The 14,920-nt window shown below is 64.8% G+C and carries 14 protein-coding genes and 1 pseudogene; 10 read left to right on the top strand and 5 right to left on the bottom strand.

From position 1 onward, the window contains the following. Nucleotides 1-11 precede the first annotated feature (11 nt). The gene (locus DWF74_RS19615; protein ID WP_102863034.1) at nucleotides 12-920 is read right to left on the bottom strand and encodes a LysR family transcriptional regulator; all 909 of its coding nucleotides are present in this window, start codon (nucleotides 918-920) and stop codon (nucleotides 12-14) included. 118 nt (nucleotides 921-1,038) lie between these two features. Between DWF74_RS19615 and DWF74_RS19610 the strand changes: the two genes are divergently transcribed. The 3 genes from DWF74_RS19610 (at nucleotide 1,039) to DWF74_RS30450 (ending at nucleotide 2,697) form a co-directional block, all read left to right on the top strand. Beyond that, nucleotides 1,039-1,332 carry a putative quinol monooxygenase gene (locus DWF74_RS19610; protein ID WP_102863033.1) on the top strand — a complete coding sequence of 98 codons (294 nt, stop codon included), beginning with the start codon at nucleotides 1,039-1,041 and terminating at the stop codon, nucleotides 1,330-1,332. 30 nt (nucleotides 1,333-1,362) lie between these two features. After that, on the top strand, nucleotides 1,363-2,376 hold the full coding sequence (locus DWF74_RS19605) for a zinc-binding alcohol dehydrogenase family protein (RefSeq protein WP_115581535.1): 1,014 nt from the start codon (nucleotides 1,363-1,365) through the stop codon (nucleotides 2,374-2,376). Nucleotides 2,377-2,520: 144 nt separating this feature from the next. Next, nucleotides 2,521-2,697 carry a hypothetical protein gene (locus tag DWF74_RS30450; RefSeq protein WP_162884107.1) on the top strand — a complete coding sequence of 59 codons (177 nt, stop codon included), beginning with the start codon at nucleotides 2,521-2,523 and terminating at the stop codon, nucleotides 2,695-2,697. Between the two features lies 1 nt (nucleotide 2,698). Here the strand turns inward: DWF74_RS30450 and DWF74_RS19600 are convergent, their stop codons facing one another. Beyond that, complete coding sequence (locus DWF74_RS19600) at nucleotides 2,699-3,895, bottom strand: multidrug effflux MFS transporter (RefSeq protein ID WP_115582464.1); 1,197 nt, start codon at nucleotides 3,893-3,895, stop codon at nucleotides 2,699-2,701. Nucleotides 3,896-3,987: 92 nt separating this feature from the next. Further along, a complete protein-coding gene (locus tag DWF74_RS19595) occupies nucleotides 3,988-4,185 on the bottom strand; it encodes a heavy-metal-associated domain-containing protein (protein ID WP_115581534.1) in 198 nt (65 codons plus the stop codon). 145 nt (nucleotides 4,186-4,330) lie between these two features. On the opposite strand from DWF74_RS19595, the gene DWF74_RS19590 reads away from it, so the two are divergent. The 3 genes from DWF74_RS19590 to cueR all read left to right on the top strand — a co-directional run bounded on the left by DWF74_RS19590 (nucleotide 4,331) and on the right by cueR (nucleotide 7,663). Further along, nucleotides 4,331-4,714 (top strand): hypothetical protein, encoded by a 384-nt coding sequence (locus tag DWF74_RS19590; protein WP_102863029.1) that lies wholly within the window; start codon nucleotides 4,331-4,333, stop codon nucleotides 4,712-4,714. Nucleotides 4,715-4,865: 151 nt separating this feature from the next. Further along, nucleotides 4,866-7,262, top strand: a complete 2,397-nt coding sequence (locus DWF74_RS19585) for a heavy metal translocating P-type ATPase (protein WP_115581533.1) — start codon at nucleotides 4,866-4,868, stop codon at nucleotides 7,260-7,262. Next, nucleotides 7,259-7,663: a Cu(I)-responsive transcriptional regulator gene (gene cueR, locus DWF74_RS19580; protein ID WP_060837378.1), complete on the top strand. Its 405-nt coding sequence runs from the start codon at nucleotides 7,259-7,261 to the stop codon at nucleotides 7,661-7,663. The genes DWF74_RS19585 and cueR overlap by 4 nt, the downstream gene beginning before the upstream one ends. A gap of 247 nt (nucleotides 7,664-7,910) precedes the next feature. Here cueR and DWF74_RS19570 read toward each other — a convergent pair whose 3' ends face one another. Beyond that, on the bottom strand, nucleotides 7,911-8,807 hold the full coding sequence (locus DWF74_RS19570) for a PA4780 family RIO1-like protein kinase (RefSeq protein ID WP_102863027.1): 897 nt from the start codon (nucleotides 8,805-8,807) through the stop codon (nucleotides 7,911-7,913). Nucleotides 8,808-9,263: 456 nt separating this feature from the next. On the opposite strand from DWF74_RS19570, the pseudogene DWF74_RS31060 reads away from it, so the two are divergent. Further along, nucleotides 9,264-10,304 (top strand): annotated as a pseudogene (locus DWF74_RS31060) (cache domain-containing protein); the annotation flags it as partial. Between the two features lie 138 nt (nucleotides 10,305-10,442). Beyond that, the gene (locus tag DWF74_RS31055; protein WP_371826197.1) at nucleotides 10,443-11,210 is read left to right on the top strand and encodes a methyl-accepting chemotaxis protein; all 768 of its coding nucleotides are present in this window, start codon (nucleotides 10,443-10,445) and stop codon (nucleotides 11,208-11,210) included. An 84-nt stretch (nucleotides 11,211-11,294) separates the two neighbouring features. On the opposite strand, the gene DWF74_RS19560 is transcribed toward DWF74_RS31055, so the two are convergent. After that, nucleotides 11,295-12,572, bottom strand: a complete 1,278-nt coding sequence (locus DWF74_RS19560; RefSeq protein ID WP_115581531.1) for an acetyl-CoA C-acetyltransferase — start codon at nucleotides 12,570-12,572, stop codon at nucleotides 11,295-11,297. A 133-nt stretch (nucleotides 12,573-12,705) separates the two neighbouring features. Here DWF74_RS19560 and DWF74_RS19555 point away from each other — a divergent pair, with 133 nt between their 5' ends. Further along, a complete protein-coding gene (locus DWF74_RS19555) occupies nucleotides 12,706-14,058 on the top strand; it encodes a 3-oxoacyl-ACP reductase (protein ID WP_115581530.1) in 1,353 nt (450 codons plus the stop codon). Nucleotides 14,059-14,060: 2 nt separating this feature from the next. Continuing rightward, the gene (locus DWF74_RS19550; protein ID WP_102863023.1) at nucleotides 14,061-14,915 is read left to right on the top strand and encodes a MaoC family dehydratase; all 855 of its coding nucleotides are present in this window, start codon (nucleotides 14,061-14,063) and stop codon (nucleotides 14,913-14,915) included. The last annotated feature ends 5 nt before the right edge of the window (nucleotides 14,916-14,920 follow it).

Genomic DNA, 14,920 nt, shown 5'->3' with positions numbered 1-14,920 from the left:
CACCCCGGCTCTTACGGGCGGCGGGCGCTGATCTGGGCGCAGCGCTCCTGGAGCATGTCCCGCAACAGCTTGACCGGTTTGCTCAAGTGCGCGCGATGGGTGCACAGCAGGTTCAGCGACGCGCCTTCGCAACGCAACTCCGGCAACAGCACTTGCAAGCGGCCGGCCAGCACGTCGGCGGCCACATCCAGCCAGGACTTGTAGGCAATCCCTTCGCCGGCCACCGCCCAGCGCCGCACTACATCGGCATCGTCACTCAGGCGGTCGCCGCTGACGGTCAGGCTCACCTCGCGCTTGCCGTCATAAAAACTCCAAAGGTCGTGGGCCCGGCTGTCGAGCATGTACAGCAGGCAGTTGTGCTGGGCCAGTTGCTCCAGCTGGCGCGGCTCGCCGTGCCGGGCCAGGTAGCTGGGGGCCGCACACAGGACCCGGAGATTGTCCGGGGCTATCGGCAGCGCCACCAGGCTGGAGTCTTCCGGCTCGCCGTAGCGCAGGGCAATGTCCACCGGCTGGCGGAACAGATCGGCAATCCGGTCCCCCAGCAGCAGGCGCACGCTGAGCTTGGGATGCTCGCGCTGGAACTCGTCGAGCCAGGGCAGCAGCAGGTTGCGACCAAAGTCAGAGGGCGCGGAAAGCTGCAACACGCCGCTGACCTGATCCTGTCCACTAGCCAGCAAGCGCCGCCCTTCATCCAGGTTGCTCAAGGCGGCGCGAGCGTATTCAAGAAAGCCCTCGCCCTCGGCCGTCAGACGCAGGCTGCGGGTGGAACGGGCCAGCAAACGCGCCCCCAAGTGTTCTTCGATGCGCTTGAGGGCGGCGCTGGCCACCGCCGGCGACAGGTCCATGACCCGGGCCGCCGCCGACAGGCTGCCCAGGTCCGCGGCCCGCACGAACAGTTGCAGGTCATCGAATCGCAGCATGGATCTACCCCTGGATTATCAAAGAAATATTGAAAGAGACTGCTCTTTTAGCCGGTTTTATCTTCGGGAGAAATAGCCAATTATCTGCCCATCACCTGACAGCCCAAAGGTAAACACCATGTCCCAAGCCTTTACCGCCATCGCGACCCTGATCGCCAAGCCTGACCAGCACAACGTCCTCAAGCACGAACTCAGTGCCCTGGTACACCCCAGCCGTGCCGAGACCGGCTGCCAGTATTACCAATTGCATCAGGACGCCGAACAGCCGGGCACCTTCTACGTTCTGGAACGCTGGGACGATGAGGCCGCCCTGGAGTTTCACAACAACACCCCACACTTCCAGCATTTCCTCGACCAGACCCGCGAGGCGATCGAGCACTTCGAACTCAAGCGCCTGCAACTGATCGTCTGACCCTCACTCTGCACTCAACAGGAATTCACCATGAAAGCCATCGCCTACTACGCATCCCTACCAATCGACGACCCCAAGTCCCTGCAAGACATCGAACTGCCCGAGCCGGTCGCCGGCCCTCGCGACCTGCTGGTGGAGGTCAAGGCCATCTCGGTCAACCCGGTGGACACCAAGGTCCGCCAGAACGTCCAGCCCGAAGGCGGCGCCGCCAAGGTGCTGGGCTGGGACGTGGCCGGCGTGGTCAAGGCCGTGGGCAACGAGGTCAGCCTGTTCAAGGTTGGCGACCGGGTGTTCTACGCCGGCTCCATCGCCCGGGCCGGAAGCAACAGCGAGCTGCACACCGTGGATGAACGGATCGTCGGCCATATGCCCAAGAGCCTGGGTTTTGCCGAAGCCGCGGCCCTGCCGCTGACCGCGATCACGGCCTGGGAACTGCTGTTCGAACGCCTGCAAATCAGCCAGGACCGCAGCGACCAGGGCCAGAGCCTGCTGATTGTCGGCGCCGCCGGCGGGGTCGGTTCGATCCTCACCCAACTGGCCCGGCAACTGACCGGCCTCAAGGTGATCGGCAGCGCCTCCCGGGAGCAGACCCAAGCCTGGGTCCGCGAGCTGGGCGCGCACGGCGTGGTGGATCACCGTCAGCCACTGAGCGCCGAGCTCAAGCGCATCGGCATCAATCAGGTGACCCACGTCGCCAGCCTGACCCAGACCGACACCCACCTTGATGAGTTGGTGGAAGCCCTGGTGCCCCAGGGCAAACTGGCCCTGATCGACGATCCGAAAAGCCTCGACGTGACCAAGCTCAAGCGCAAGAGCCTGTCCCTGCACTGGGAGTTCATGTACACCCGCTCGCTGTTCGAGACCACCGACATGCAGGAACAGCACGTGCTGCTCAACAAGGTCGCCGAGCTGATCGACGCCGGCACCTTGAAGACCACAGTGGGCGAGCATTTCGGCCAGATCAACGCGGCCAACCTGCGCCGCGCCCACGCCTTGCTGGAGAGCGGCACGGCCAAGGGCAAGATCGTCCTGGAAGGTTTCTAAGGGCTGAACGCACGGCGGCCATCGCGCACAAAAGCCCGATGGCCGCCGTCAGTCCGAGAGTTGATTTCGGTCATATTTGTGACCGTATTCGGGTCTACACTGGCAGCCCTTGCATCGCACTCTTTTACCGTTAGGAGGTCAGCAATGAAGATCCTGATAAAAGAATTGGCAAACCCTCAAGGCTCCCAATGGCAGGTCCGTCTCGACCAGCACGCGGTGACTTTCCGCAGTGAAGCCGAGGCCCGGGCTTTCACCCAGACCCTGCAAGCACGCCTGCAAGCCCCCCACCCGATTCCCCAGAGTCAGCGCGCCGTCGGCTGACTCAGAGCTCGGCGGCTTTCAAGGCCCGGGCATTCTGTAAACGCCGGGTCATGACCGCCATGCTCACCGCCAGAACACCACACAAGCTGATGACCATGGCCATCGGCATGGCACTGCCATCGTGCAACACACCCACCAGATAGGCAGCGCCCGCAGCGACGCTGAACTGCAGGCAACCGAGCATGGCCGAGGCGCTGCCGGCCCGCGCGCCCTGGCCGTTCATGGCGCAGGCCGCCGCGTTGGGAATGATGCAGCCCAGGCTGGCGATGCACACGAACAAGGGCAGCAACAGCGGCCAGAGCTCACTCGTATGCAGGGCGCTGACTGCCAGCAAGATCAACCCGGCCGCCAGGTAGATCCACACGGTACGGGCCAGCAGGAAAGCCGGACCGCGCTTGGCCAACAGCCGCGCATTGATCTGCGCCACCAGGATGAAACCGCCGGCATTGATCCCGAAGAACCAGCCGAAATGCTCCGCCGGCACGCCGTAGAGCTTGATAAAGACAAAGGGCGAGCCGGCGATATAGGAAAACATCCCGGCGATGGCGATGCCGCCGGTCAGGGCGTGACCGAGAAAGACCCGGTCCGCCAGCAACAGGCCGTACTGGCGCAACGCGCCGGACAACGGCAGGCGCGGGCGCGTGGCCGGCATGCTTTCCGGCAGGCCCAGGGCCACCGCCAATCCAGACAGGGCGCTGAACACCGTGAGCATGATGAAGATCGATTGCCAACCGTAGAGATTGACCAGCAGGCCGCCGAGCATCGGCGCCAGGATCGGCGCCAGGCCCATCACCAGCATCAACTGGGAGAACACCTTGGCCGAACCCACGGCATCGCACTTGTCGCTGACCACCGCGCGGGATATCACCATCCCGGCGCAACCGCCCAGGGCCTGGACGAAACGCGCGCCAATCAGCCACTCCAGGTTGGGCGCATAGGCGCAGGCCAGTGAGGCCAGGGTGAACAGCCCCACTCCCACCAGCAACGGCAGGCGCCGACCAAAACGGTCGGCCACAGGACCATAGGCCAGCTGCCCAATGGACAATCCAAGGAAATAGGCGGCCAGGGTCAGTTGGACGTGTTTTTCATCGGTGCCGAAAGCCAGGGCCATCGAGGGAAAGGCCGGCAGATAAAAGTCGATGGCCAAAGGGCCAAAAGCGCTCAAGGCGCCGAGAATCAGGATTGTGCGCAGGTTCATGGCATCCAAGCGAGCGTTGGTCAGCGGTCGCACAGTCTAGCTGCGCTTGGACGCCTTGAACATTCCGATAGGTCGCTAACGATTAAAAAGACTCAAGCAACCTGGACGGCGTAGCCTTCCTCGCTGATCAGATTGATCACCTCTTCGCTGGACAGGCGACTCTCGACCCCCACTTCCTTGGCCGCCAGATCCACCCGCACGGTGGCCGCCGGGTCCTTGCTCTGCAGCGCCTGAGTGATGGCCCGCACGCAGTGGCCGCAGGACATGCCTTGAACAGTGAATACTTGCATCGCGCTTCTCCTGTATTGGGATGCACGCAGTCTTGTCCTTGCCACCGTGGCAAGGTCAAGTTCCGGATTGAACTGCCGGGCTGGAAATCGGCGCCGCGCTCCGCCAAGCTGCACGTCTTATGACATCACAGCAGGAGATTCAGCCATGCGCTGGTCAACTTTCAGCCTCGTCGGCCTCCTTGGTCTGTTGGCGGCAACGCCACCGGCACTGGCCGCCGGAGAAGACTACGGCGTACTGATCATTTCCCGGGAGCGGCTGGAAGTCGCCACCTCCTGCGAGATCGGCCTGTACATCCAGGACCAGCTCGCCGGTCGGCTGTTCCAGGAACAGAGCGCCTCCTTCAACCTGCCGCCGGGCAAAGTGTCCCTGCGCCTGAAACTGCTGCCGGGCCAGGCGCCGGGCTGCAACCCTGGCCTGCTCGCCCCGGGTTCCCAGGACATCAGCGTGCGGGCCGGCGACGTGCTGAAGTTCCGCATCGCCAGCAACGCCTCGGGCATGTACCTCAAGCCCACCGCCCTGGACTACTGACGCTCCGCCCTCCACACGCCTTGCGTCCTGCAGCGCAAGGCGTGCTCCTGCTCCCCCCTGGGACAAAATGAAGCACCCTGGCAATGCCCGCTTGACCTTGCCTGCATGGCAAGGTTGATCCTGTGGGCAACATTTACAGGGAGTGTCAGCCATGCCTGAATCAACCACCTTCGACCTGCCGATTGCCGGCATGACCTGCGCCAGTTGCGCCGGTCGTGTGGAGCGTGCCTTGGCCAAGGTCGCCGGTATACGCGCGGTCAGCGTCAACCTCGCCACGGAACAGGCCCGGATCGAAGCCCCCGGGGACAGTCTGCCGGCCCTGCTGGAAGCGGTGGAAAATGCCGGTTACAGCGTACCGGTGCAGTCCATTGAATTGACCATCGGCGGCATGACCTGCGCCACCTGTGCCGGACGTGTAGAACGCGCCTTGAACAAGGTTCAAGGCGTGCGCAGCGCCAGCGTCAACCTGGCCACGGAACGGGCTCACCTCGAGCTGCTGGGCCAGGTCGACCCGGCGCAACTGATCAACGCCGTGACCCAGGCCGGCTACTCAGCCAGCCTGTGGCAGGCTGAGCAGAAGCACGGCAACGACCAGCAGCAGAACCTGCGCCGCGAACGCTGGAGCCTGGTCCTGGCGATCCTCCTGGCCCTGCCCCTGGTGCTGCCGATGCTGGTGCAACCCTTTGGCCTGCACTGGATGCTCCCGGCCTGGGCCCAGTTCGCCCTGGCCACTCCGGTGCAGTTCATCTTCGGCGCACGCTTTTATGTCGCCGCCTGGAAAGCCGTGCGCGCCGGCAGCGGCAACATGGACCTGCTGGTGGCCCTGGGCACCAGCGCCGGCTATGGCCTGAGCCTGTATGAATGGGCCACGGCCGCCGCCGGCAGCATGCCGCACCTGTACTTCGAAGCCTCGGCGGTGGTGATCGCCCTGGTGCTGCTGGGCAAGTACCTGGAAAGCCGCGCCAAGCGCCAGACCGCCAGCGCCATCCGCGCCCTGGAAGCCCTGCGCCCCGAGCGGGCAATCCAGGTCATCGATGGGCGCGAGCAGGAAGTCGCCATCAGCGCCCTGCGCCTGAACGACCTGGTGCTGGTCAAACCCGGCGAGCGCTTTCCGGTGGACGGCGAAGTCATCGAAGGCCAGAGCCATGCCGACGAAGCGCTGATCAGCGGTGAAAGCCTGCCGGTGCCCAAGCAGCCTGGGGATAAAGTCACCGGCGGCGCCATCAACGGCGAAGGCCGCCTGCTGGTACGCACCCTGGCCCTCGGCGCGGAAACCGTGCTGGCACGGATCATTCGCCTGGTGGAAGATGCCCAGGCCGGCAAGGCACCGATCCAGAAGCTGGTGGACAAGGTCAGCCAGGTGTTCGTACCCACCGTGCTGGTGCTGGCGCTGATCACCCTGGTGGGCTGGTGGCTGTATGGCGCGCCCCTGGAAACCGCAGTGATCAACGCCGTCGCCGTGCTGGTGATCGCCTGCCCTTGCGCCCTGGGCCTGGCCACCCCCACCGCGATCATGGCCGGCACCGGCGTGGCCGCCCGCCACGGCATCCTGATCAAGGACGCCGAAGCCCTGGAACGAGCCCACGAAGTCAGCTCGGTGGTTTTCGACAAGACCGGCACCCTGACTTCCGGTACGCCACGCATCGCCCATATGCAGGCCCTGGAAGGCGACGACAATAGCGTGCTGCAACTGGCCGGTGCCCTGCAGCGCGGCAGTGAGCACCCTCTGGCCAAAGCGGTGCTGGACCTGTGCCAGGAACGCCAACTGCCGGTGGCCGATGTCAGCGCCAGCCAGTCCCTGACCGGGCGTGGCATCGCCGGCACCCTGGACGGTCGCCAACTGGCCCTGGGCAACCGCCGCCTGCTGGAAGAAAGCGGCCTGACCCCGGGCAGCCTGGCCCAGGCAGCCAAAGACTGGGAACACGAGGGCCGGACCCTGTCCTGGCTGATCGAGCAGAGCCCGCAATCCCGGGTGCTGGGCCTGTTCGCCTTTGGCGACACCCTCAAGCCCGGCGCCTTGCAGGCGGTGCAGCAACTGCGCGCGCGGCATATCAGCAGCCACCTGCTGACCGGCGACAACCGTGGCAGCGCCAAGGTCGTGGCCGATGCCCTGGGCATCGACGATGTGCACGCCGAAGTACTGCCGGCGGACAAGGCCGCCACGGTGACGGCACTGAAAAAGACCGGCGTGGTGGCCATGGTCGGCGACGGCATCAACGACGCCCCGGCCCTGGCGGCGGCAGACATCGGCATTGCCATGGGCGGCGGCACCGACGTGGCCATGCACGCGGCGGGCATCACCCTGATGCGCGGCGATCCACGACTGATACCCGCGGCCCTGGAGATCAGCCGCAAGACCTACGCGAAAATCCGCCAGAACCTGTTCTGGGCCTTCGTCTACAACCTGATCGGCATCCCGCTGGCGGCCTTCGGCCTGCTCAATCCGGTGCTGGCCGGGGCGGCCATGGCCCTGTCCAGCGTCAGCGTGGTGAGCAATGCGCTACTGTTGAAAACCTGGAAACCCAAAGACCTGGAGAACGCCGAATGAACATCGGCCAAGCGGCGCGCAAGAGCGGCCTGAGCGCCAAGATGATCCGTTACTACGAGTCCATCGGCCTGCTCAAGCCGGCCCATCGCAGCGACAGCGGCTATCGCCTGTACGGCGACGAAGACCTGCACAGCCTGGCCTTCATCAAGCGCTCTCGCGATCTGGGCTTTTCCCTGGAAGAAGTGGGCAAGCTGCTGACCCTGTGGCAGGACCGGCAGCGAGCCAGCGCCGATGTAAAGGCCCTGGCGCGCCAGCACATCGATGAACTCAACCAGAAGATCCGCGAACTGGCCGGGCTGCGCGACACCCTGCAGGACCTGGTGGAGCACTGCCACGGCGACCATCGCCCGGACTGCCCGATCCTCAAGGAGCTGGCTTCGGGCAGTTGTTGCGGGTCCTGAGCATTTGCAAGAAGCGCTCTCTGTAGCCGCTGCCGAGCCCTGGCGAGGCTGCGAAAAGGTCCGCAGGGCCTTGCTTGGCGATCCCTTGCAAAACCTCAGCGCCCTCAAGATCCTCGCGTCCCTTCGGGCCGTGCGCAGCCTGCGGCAGCGGCTACAAGGTGCCAAGGTGCCAAGGTGCCAAGGTGCCAAGGTGCCAGGTAGTTTGCAGGAATAAAAAATCCGGCCAAGGCCGGATTTTTCTATTCCATCACTGCATCCAGGGCGGAGGCGGTGGTTCTTCGGATTTGCCTGGCGGCGCATCGTCCGCCGCCCGCACGGCCTGCCGGCGTTCCTCGTCGAGACGTGCCGCTTCGATCTCGCGGATCACGCTGCCAACATCCGCCAGTTCTTCGGGGTCGTCGAACTCGCCGGTCAGCACACTGCCCGGATGCAAGGTGCCAGCCTCGTACAAGGCCCACATTTCCTTGGCATAACGGGTGTGCTTGAGCTCCGGGGCAAAACGCCCGAAGTAGGACGCCATGTTGCCCACGTCCCGCTCCAGCATGCTGAACGCATGGTTGTTGCCTGCCGCGTCCACCGCCTGGGGCAGGTCGATGATCACCGGACCGTCCGGCGTCAGCAGCACGTTGAACTCGGACAGGTCACCGTGCACCAGACCGGTACACAGCATCAGGACAATCTGGGAAATCAGGAAGGCGTGATACTCACGGGCCTGATCCGGTTCCAGCACCACATCGTTGAGACGCGGCGCCGCGTCGCCGTACTCGTCGGCCACCAGCTCCATCAGCAACACGCCTTCGAGAAAGTCGAATGGCTTGGGCACCCGCACCCCGGCATTGGCCAGACGGAACAAGGCCGCCACTTCGGCGTTCTGCCAGGCGTCCTCGGTTTCCTTGCGACCGAACTTGGAGCCCTTGGCCATGGCCCGCGCCTGTCGGCTGTTGCGAACCTTGCGCCCCTCCTGATATTCCGCCGCCTGACGGAAACTGCGTTTGTTCGCCTCCTTGTAGACCTTGGCGCAACGTAGCTCGTTGCCGCAGCGCACCACATACACAGCTGCCTCTTTACCACTCATGAGTGGGCGCAGCACCTCGTCTACCAGACCGTCTTCGATCAGGGGTTCAATGCGTTTTGGAGTCTTCATCAGCTTTTATTGTGGGTCCCTTGTTACCAAACACGCGAAAGTCACTCGTTATACGGCAATCCTCCCACCACGGGAAAGGGCTGCCGAGCGCCGGACGACAGCAATGCACTCAATGTGCCAGATCCCTGAAGCGCTGCCGCCGAGGATCATAGCCGAGTGGCCAGCGAACAACGTCCGCCATGGCGTGAGAGATTGCCGCCATCCGTCGCACGCCCTTGGCGTCTTCAAGGAGGTTTTTTCTCTGCGCGACTCAATTTTCCGCCGGCCCAGCCGAAGTCATCAGAGACAAAGGGATTTTGTCCGACAATCCAATAAAGACGTCAGCCGCCGGCCAAGGTTCGATCGCTGCCTGCTCGACTTCTGCCTCAGGGACTGCAATCAGCGCCATCTTTCAAGCTGCCAATAATCCGCGAGTCGCCTGCACTTCGTGGTCATACAAGAAAATCTGGAGCGCGGATGAATATCAAACAGAAACTCACCTGGGCCTTCGCCGCCATTGCCTGCCTGCCCGTGGTGCTGGTGGCCACGCTGGTGGTGATCAACCTGCGCAGCGAAGCGCAAAACACCTTTGTCGACGGCAGCGGCCGCGAGATCCGCCAAGTGGCCAATGCCATGCAGCTGTTCTTCGAAGGCATCAGCCAGAACATCGACTACCTGGCAGCCCAACCCTTGCTGACCCAGGCCGGCGGCGACCTCAAGACCTGGATGAGCGCCGATGCCGCCAAGGTTCCGGAAGGCGAGCAGGACAAACGCATCTTCGAACTGTTCGCCGCCATGGCCGCCAGCCACCCCGCCTATGCCTATGTGTCCTATGGCGTGAGCAACGGCGGTTACGTCTCCTGGCCCGCCGACCTGAAGCTGGCCAACTACGATCCCCGCGTGCGCCCCTGGTACAAGGCCGCGCTGGCCAGCCCGGGCAAGACCCTGCGCACCGATGCGTACTACTGGGCCCCGGACGATGCGGTGCTGGTCAGCACCGTGCGCTCCCTGGCCAACCAGTTGGGCCCCCAAGGCGGCGTGGTCGCGGTCGACGTGTCGCTCAAGCAGCTCACCGAAATCGTCAAGCAGATCAAGCTGGGCGAGTCCGGCTACCTGATGCTGATGGAAAACAACGGCACGGTGCTGGTGGACCCCAAGCAGCCGGAGCATAACTTCAAGGCCCTGGACAGCCTCGGCGAGGGATACGCGCAGCTGGCCAAGACCGGCAAGGGCCTGGTGCAAGTGGAACTGGGTGGCGAGCACTACATGGCCAACGTCTGGCCTTCCGAACAACTGGGCTGGACCTTCATCGGCCTGATCAAGCAGAACGAAGTCATGGGCTCGGCCACCCAGCTGACCTGGATCATCGCCGTGATCGCCGGGGTCCTGGCCGTGTTGTTCGCGGTATTCGGAGCCAGCTTCGCCAGCCTCATCGTGCGGCCGATCCGCAGTGTCGCCAGTGGCCTGGAAGGCATCGCCCAGGGTGAAGGCGACCTGACCCGCAACCTGAACATCCGTGGCAGCGATGAAACCGCGCAACTGGCCAACTGGTTCAACCAGTTCCTCGCGGCGATCCGCAGCCTGATCCAGCACATCGGCCAGGCGGCACAGAAGATTCTCGCCACCTCCCATTCCTCGACCCAGGTTTCCAACGACATGGCCGAAGCCGCCGGACGCCAGCGCGAAGCGGTGGACATGGTGTCCACGGCCTTCCACGAAATGGTGGCCACGGCCAACGAAGTGGCTCGCTCCTGCAGCCAGGCCGCCGAGTCGGCAGACAGTGGCCAGCGTCAGGCCCAGGAAGGCCAGCAGCAGATCGACGACGCGGTGCACAGCGTCGACCGCCTGAGCCAGGAGATCGAGCAATCGGCGCAATCGATGCAGCAACTGGAACGCGACAGCAACGACATCCAGTCGATCCTCGGCACCATCCGCTCCATCGCCGAACAGACCAACCTGCTGGCCCTCAACGCCGCCATTGAGGCTGCCCGGGCCGGAGAGCAGGGACGCGGTTTTGCCGTGGTGGCCGACGAAGTCCGCGCCCTGGCCAAGCGCACCGCCGACTCCACCGCCGAGATCGACGGGCTGCTGGGCAACCTGGCCAAGCGCACCAGCGCCGTGACCCAGCAGATGCACGCCAGCCTGGAAGTCTCCCAACAGTCGGTGAACCGCATCGGCCTGGCGCGCAACAGCTTCGGACAGATCCGCGAGTCGGTGGATGTGATCCGCGACATGAACACTCAGATCGCCACCGCCGCCGAGGAGCAGCATCAAGTGGCGGAAGACATCAACCGGCACATCAGCCAGATCCATGGCGATGCGCAACGGGTGGCGGAACTGGCCAACGCGGCACGCCTGGACTCCCAGAACTTGGCGGGGCTGTCCAATGAGCTGGACAGCCTGGTGCGGCGCTTCAAGACTTGAGGCCCTTTTCACCGGCAAGCCGGCTCCTACGGATTTGGAGGCACTTCTCTGTAGGAACCGGCTTGCCGGCGAACGCCACGAATCTCAGCGTTCGATGATCGCCGTCACACCCTGTCCGCCCGCCGCACAGATCGAAATCAGCCCACGACCCTGCCCCGCCACACTCAGCAACTTCGCCAGGTTGGCGACAATGCGCCCGCCGGTGGCGGCAAACGGGTGCCCCGCCGCCAGGGAGCTGCCTTTGACGTTAAGCCGGGCGCGATCGATGCGCCCCAGAGGCGCGTCGAGGCACAGGCGGGTCTTGCAGTAATCCGCGTCCTCCCAGGCCTTGAGGGTGCACAGCACCTGGGCGGCAAAGGCTTCGTGGATCTCGTAATAATCAAAGTCCTGCAGGCTCAGCCCGTTGCGCGCCAGCAAGCGCGGCACGGCATACACCGGGGCCATCAGCAGACCTTCGGCGCCTTTGACGAAGTCCACCGCGCCAGCCTCGCCATCGCGCAGGTAGGCGAGGATCGGCAGGCCGCGCTCCTGGGCCCATTGTTCACTGCCCAGCAACACCAGGGAGGCGCCATCGGTCAGCGGCGTGGAGTTGCCGGCGGTGAGGGTGCCCGCGGCACTGCGATCGAAGGCCGGCTTGAGGCTGGCGAGCTTTTCCAGAGTCAGGTCCGGGCGCAGGTTGTTGTCCCGGGTCAGGCCGAGGAAGGGGGTGAGCAGGTCGTCGTGCCAGCCTTCGGCATAGGCGGCGGCCATCTTCTGGTGGCTTTCCAGGGCCAGTTGGTCCTGTTCGCCACGGGGAATGTTCCAGGTCTTGGCCATCTGTTCGCAGTGTTCGCCCATGGACAGGCCGGTGCGCGGCTCACCGTTGCGCGGCAGTTCCGGCTTGAGGTGATGGGGCCGCAACTGCAGCAGGATCTTCAGCTTGTCGCCGGTAGTCTTGGCCCGATTGGCCTGCAACAGGATCTGCCGCAGCCCCTCGTTGACCCCGATCGGCGCATCCGAGGTGGTGTCGACGCCACCGGCGATGCCGCAGTCGATCTGCCCCAGGGCAATCTTGTTGGCCACCAGCAAGGCCGCTTCCAGGCCGGTGCCACAGGCTTGCTGGATGTCGTAGGCCGGGGTGGTGGGCGATAGCCGCGAACCCAGTACGCACTCCCGGGTCAGGTTGAAGTCCCGCGAGTGCTTGAGCACCGCCCCCGCCGCCACTTCGCCAAGGCGCAGGCCGTGGAGCTGGTAACGCTCGATCAGGCCCTCCAGGGCGGCCGTGAGCATGGCCTGGTTGCTGGCCGTGGCATACGGGCCGTTGGAGCGGGCGAAGGGAATGCGGTTACCGCCGATAATCGCGACGCGACGCAGCTGTGTCATGGAAAGCTCCCTATTCTATGAGTGCGACTTCGGTGAGTACCTCTCCCACTAGCGTAGGAGGCTTCTCGCAGATCGAACGACTCGGGGCCATTCGTGGTCCACACTTTGAACCCCAGCCTGCGGAGTGCGTTCCATGTCCGACCGTTATATCGACTTCGCCAATTCGTCCATCGGCCAGCGCCTGGTCGGGGCCCTTGGCCTGCCGTCACCGGTACGTCTGGAGCGCTGGCAGGCCGGCCGCCTGCGGCCCATCGAAGGCGCTCTGTTGATCGGTGGCGGCGCCATGGCCCAACAGGTGAGCGCCCTGGCACCGCGCCTGACCGATTCGGTCTACAGCTACGGCACCGACCCAACCCTGGCCACGCCCTGGATTCCCGGCCATGGGCCCAAGCTCAAGGCCGTGGTCTTCGATGCCAGCGAACTGCGGCATACCGATCAACTCAAGCAACTGCGGGAGTTCTTCCAGCCGCTGCTGCGCAGCCTTGAATCCAGCGCCCATCTGCTGATCCTCGGACGTGCTCCGCACACCCTGGCAGAGCCCTTTGCCGCCAGCGCCCAGCATGCCCTGGAAGGCTTTAGTCGCTCCCTGGCCAAGGAGCTGCGCAACGGCGCCACCCTGCAACTGCTGTACGTGGCCGAGGGCGCCGAAGAGCAGTTGGAAGGCGCCCTGCGATTCTTTCTCTCGCCCAAGAGCGCCTATGTTTCCGGGCAGGTGATCCACTTGCAGCCCTGCGCCAGTCAGGTCCAGGACTGGAGCCGCCCGCTGGCCGGGCGCAAGGCCCTGGTCACCGGCGCGGCCCGGGGCATTGGCGCGGCCATCGCCGAAACCCTGGCCCGGGACGGGGCCCAGGTGCTGTTGCTGGATGTGCCCCAGGCCAAGGCCGACCTGGACGCTCTGGCGGCCCGTCTCGGCGCACGCGCCATCGGCCTGGATATCTGCGCCGAGGACGCCCCGGCCCAGTTGCTCGAACAACTGCCCGAGGGCATCGACATTCTGGTGCACAACGCCGGGATCACCCGGGACAAGACCCTGGCCAACATGACCGCCGAGTTCTGGGACGCCGTGCTGGCGGTGAACCTCAACGCCCCGCAGGTACTGACCCAGGCCCTGCTCGACAGCGGCCGGCTGCACGATCACGGACGCGTGATCCTGTTGGCCTCCATCAGCGGCATTGCCGGCAACCGCGGACAGACCAACTACGCCGCCAGCAAGGCCGGGCTGATCGGCCTGGCCCAGGCCTGGGCACCGCTGCTCAAGGCCCGGGACATCAGCATCAACGCCGTGGCGCCAGGCTTCATCGAGACCCAGATGACCGCCAAGGTGCCCTTCGCCTTGCGCGAAGCCGGACGCCGCATGAGTTCCCTGGGCCAGGGCGGCCTGCCTCAGGACGTCGCCGAGGCCGTGGCCTGGCTCGGCCAGCCGGGCAGTGGCGCGGTCAGCGGGCAAGCCTTGCGGGTGTGTGGCCAAAGTGTCCTGGGAGCCTGAAGATGACAACGCACTGGCATGAACTGAACCTGCCTGCGCTCTTGCCGCCGCTGTTTCTCAAGGCGGCGCTGAGACGGCGGAGCAATGGCATCGAGTTGCCCGAAGATGGCCTGCGCTGCTGGATCAGCCTGGAGCCCAAACAGCTGGCGGCCTATCGCAAGGTCTGCGGTTTTGCCGACAACGGCCTGCTTCCCGCTACCTATCCCCATGTGCTGGCCTTCGCCCTGCAGATGCAGCTGCTCACTGCCCAGAACTTCCCCTTCCCGTTGCTGGGGCTGGTTCATCTGGCCAACCGGATTCGAGTGTTGCGCCCCATGGGCAACGTCAGCAGCGTGCGCATCGGCGTCCGGGTAGACAACCTGCAACCTCACGCCAAGGGGGCGGTGTTCGATCTGCTGACCACCGTGGACGATCTGCTGGGGCCACTCTGGGAAGCCGAAAGCCAGATGCTCTGTCGCACCGTCAAGGTGCCCGGAGAACCTGTCGCGCCGCTCCCACCATTGGGCGAAGGCCTGAACGAGGTGAGCCGCTGGCAGGCCGAAAGCAATATCGGCCGGCGCTACGCCAGGGTCTCTGGTGACTACAACCCTATCCACCTCAGCGCCTGGAGTGCCCGCCTGTTTGGCTTTCCCCAGGCCATAGCCCACGGTCTGTGGAACAAGGCCATGACCCTGGCGGCACTGAGCGAGCACCTGCCGGCCGCGAATATCGAAGTGTCGGTGCATTTCATCAAGCCCGTGCTGCTGCCCGGGACCGTCCGCCTGCTGGCCAGCGCAGCAGGGTCCAGTGGCGAACTCCAGCTACTGGGCAATGGCGATCTGCAACATATGCAGGGTCGCTGGCAGCCCATCGCCTGAGCCCT

This window comes from Pseudomonas protegens, assembly GCF_003363755.1.
In the GTDB taxonomy this organism is placed as follows: Bacteria; Pseudomonadota; Gammaproteobacteria; order Pseudomonadales; family Pseudomonadaceae; genus Aquipseudomonas; species Aquipseudomonas danubii.
Note: the sequence above shows the minus strand (reverse complement) of the source record. Positions and strands in the feature narration are given on the sequence as shown.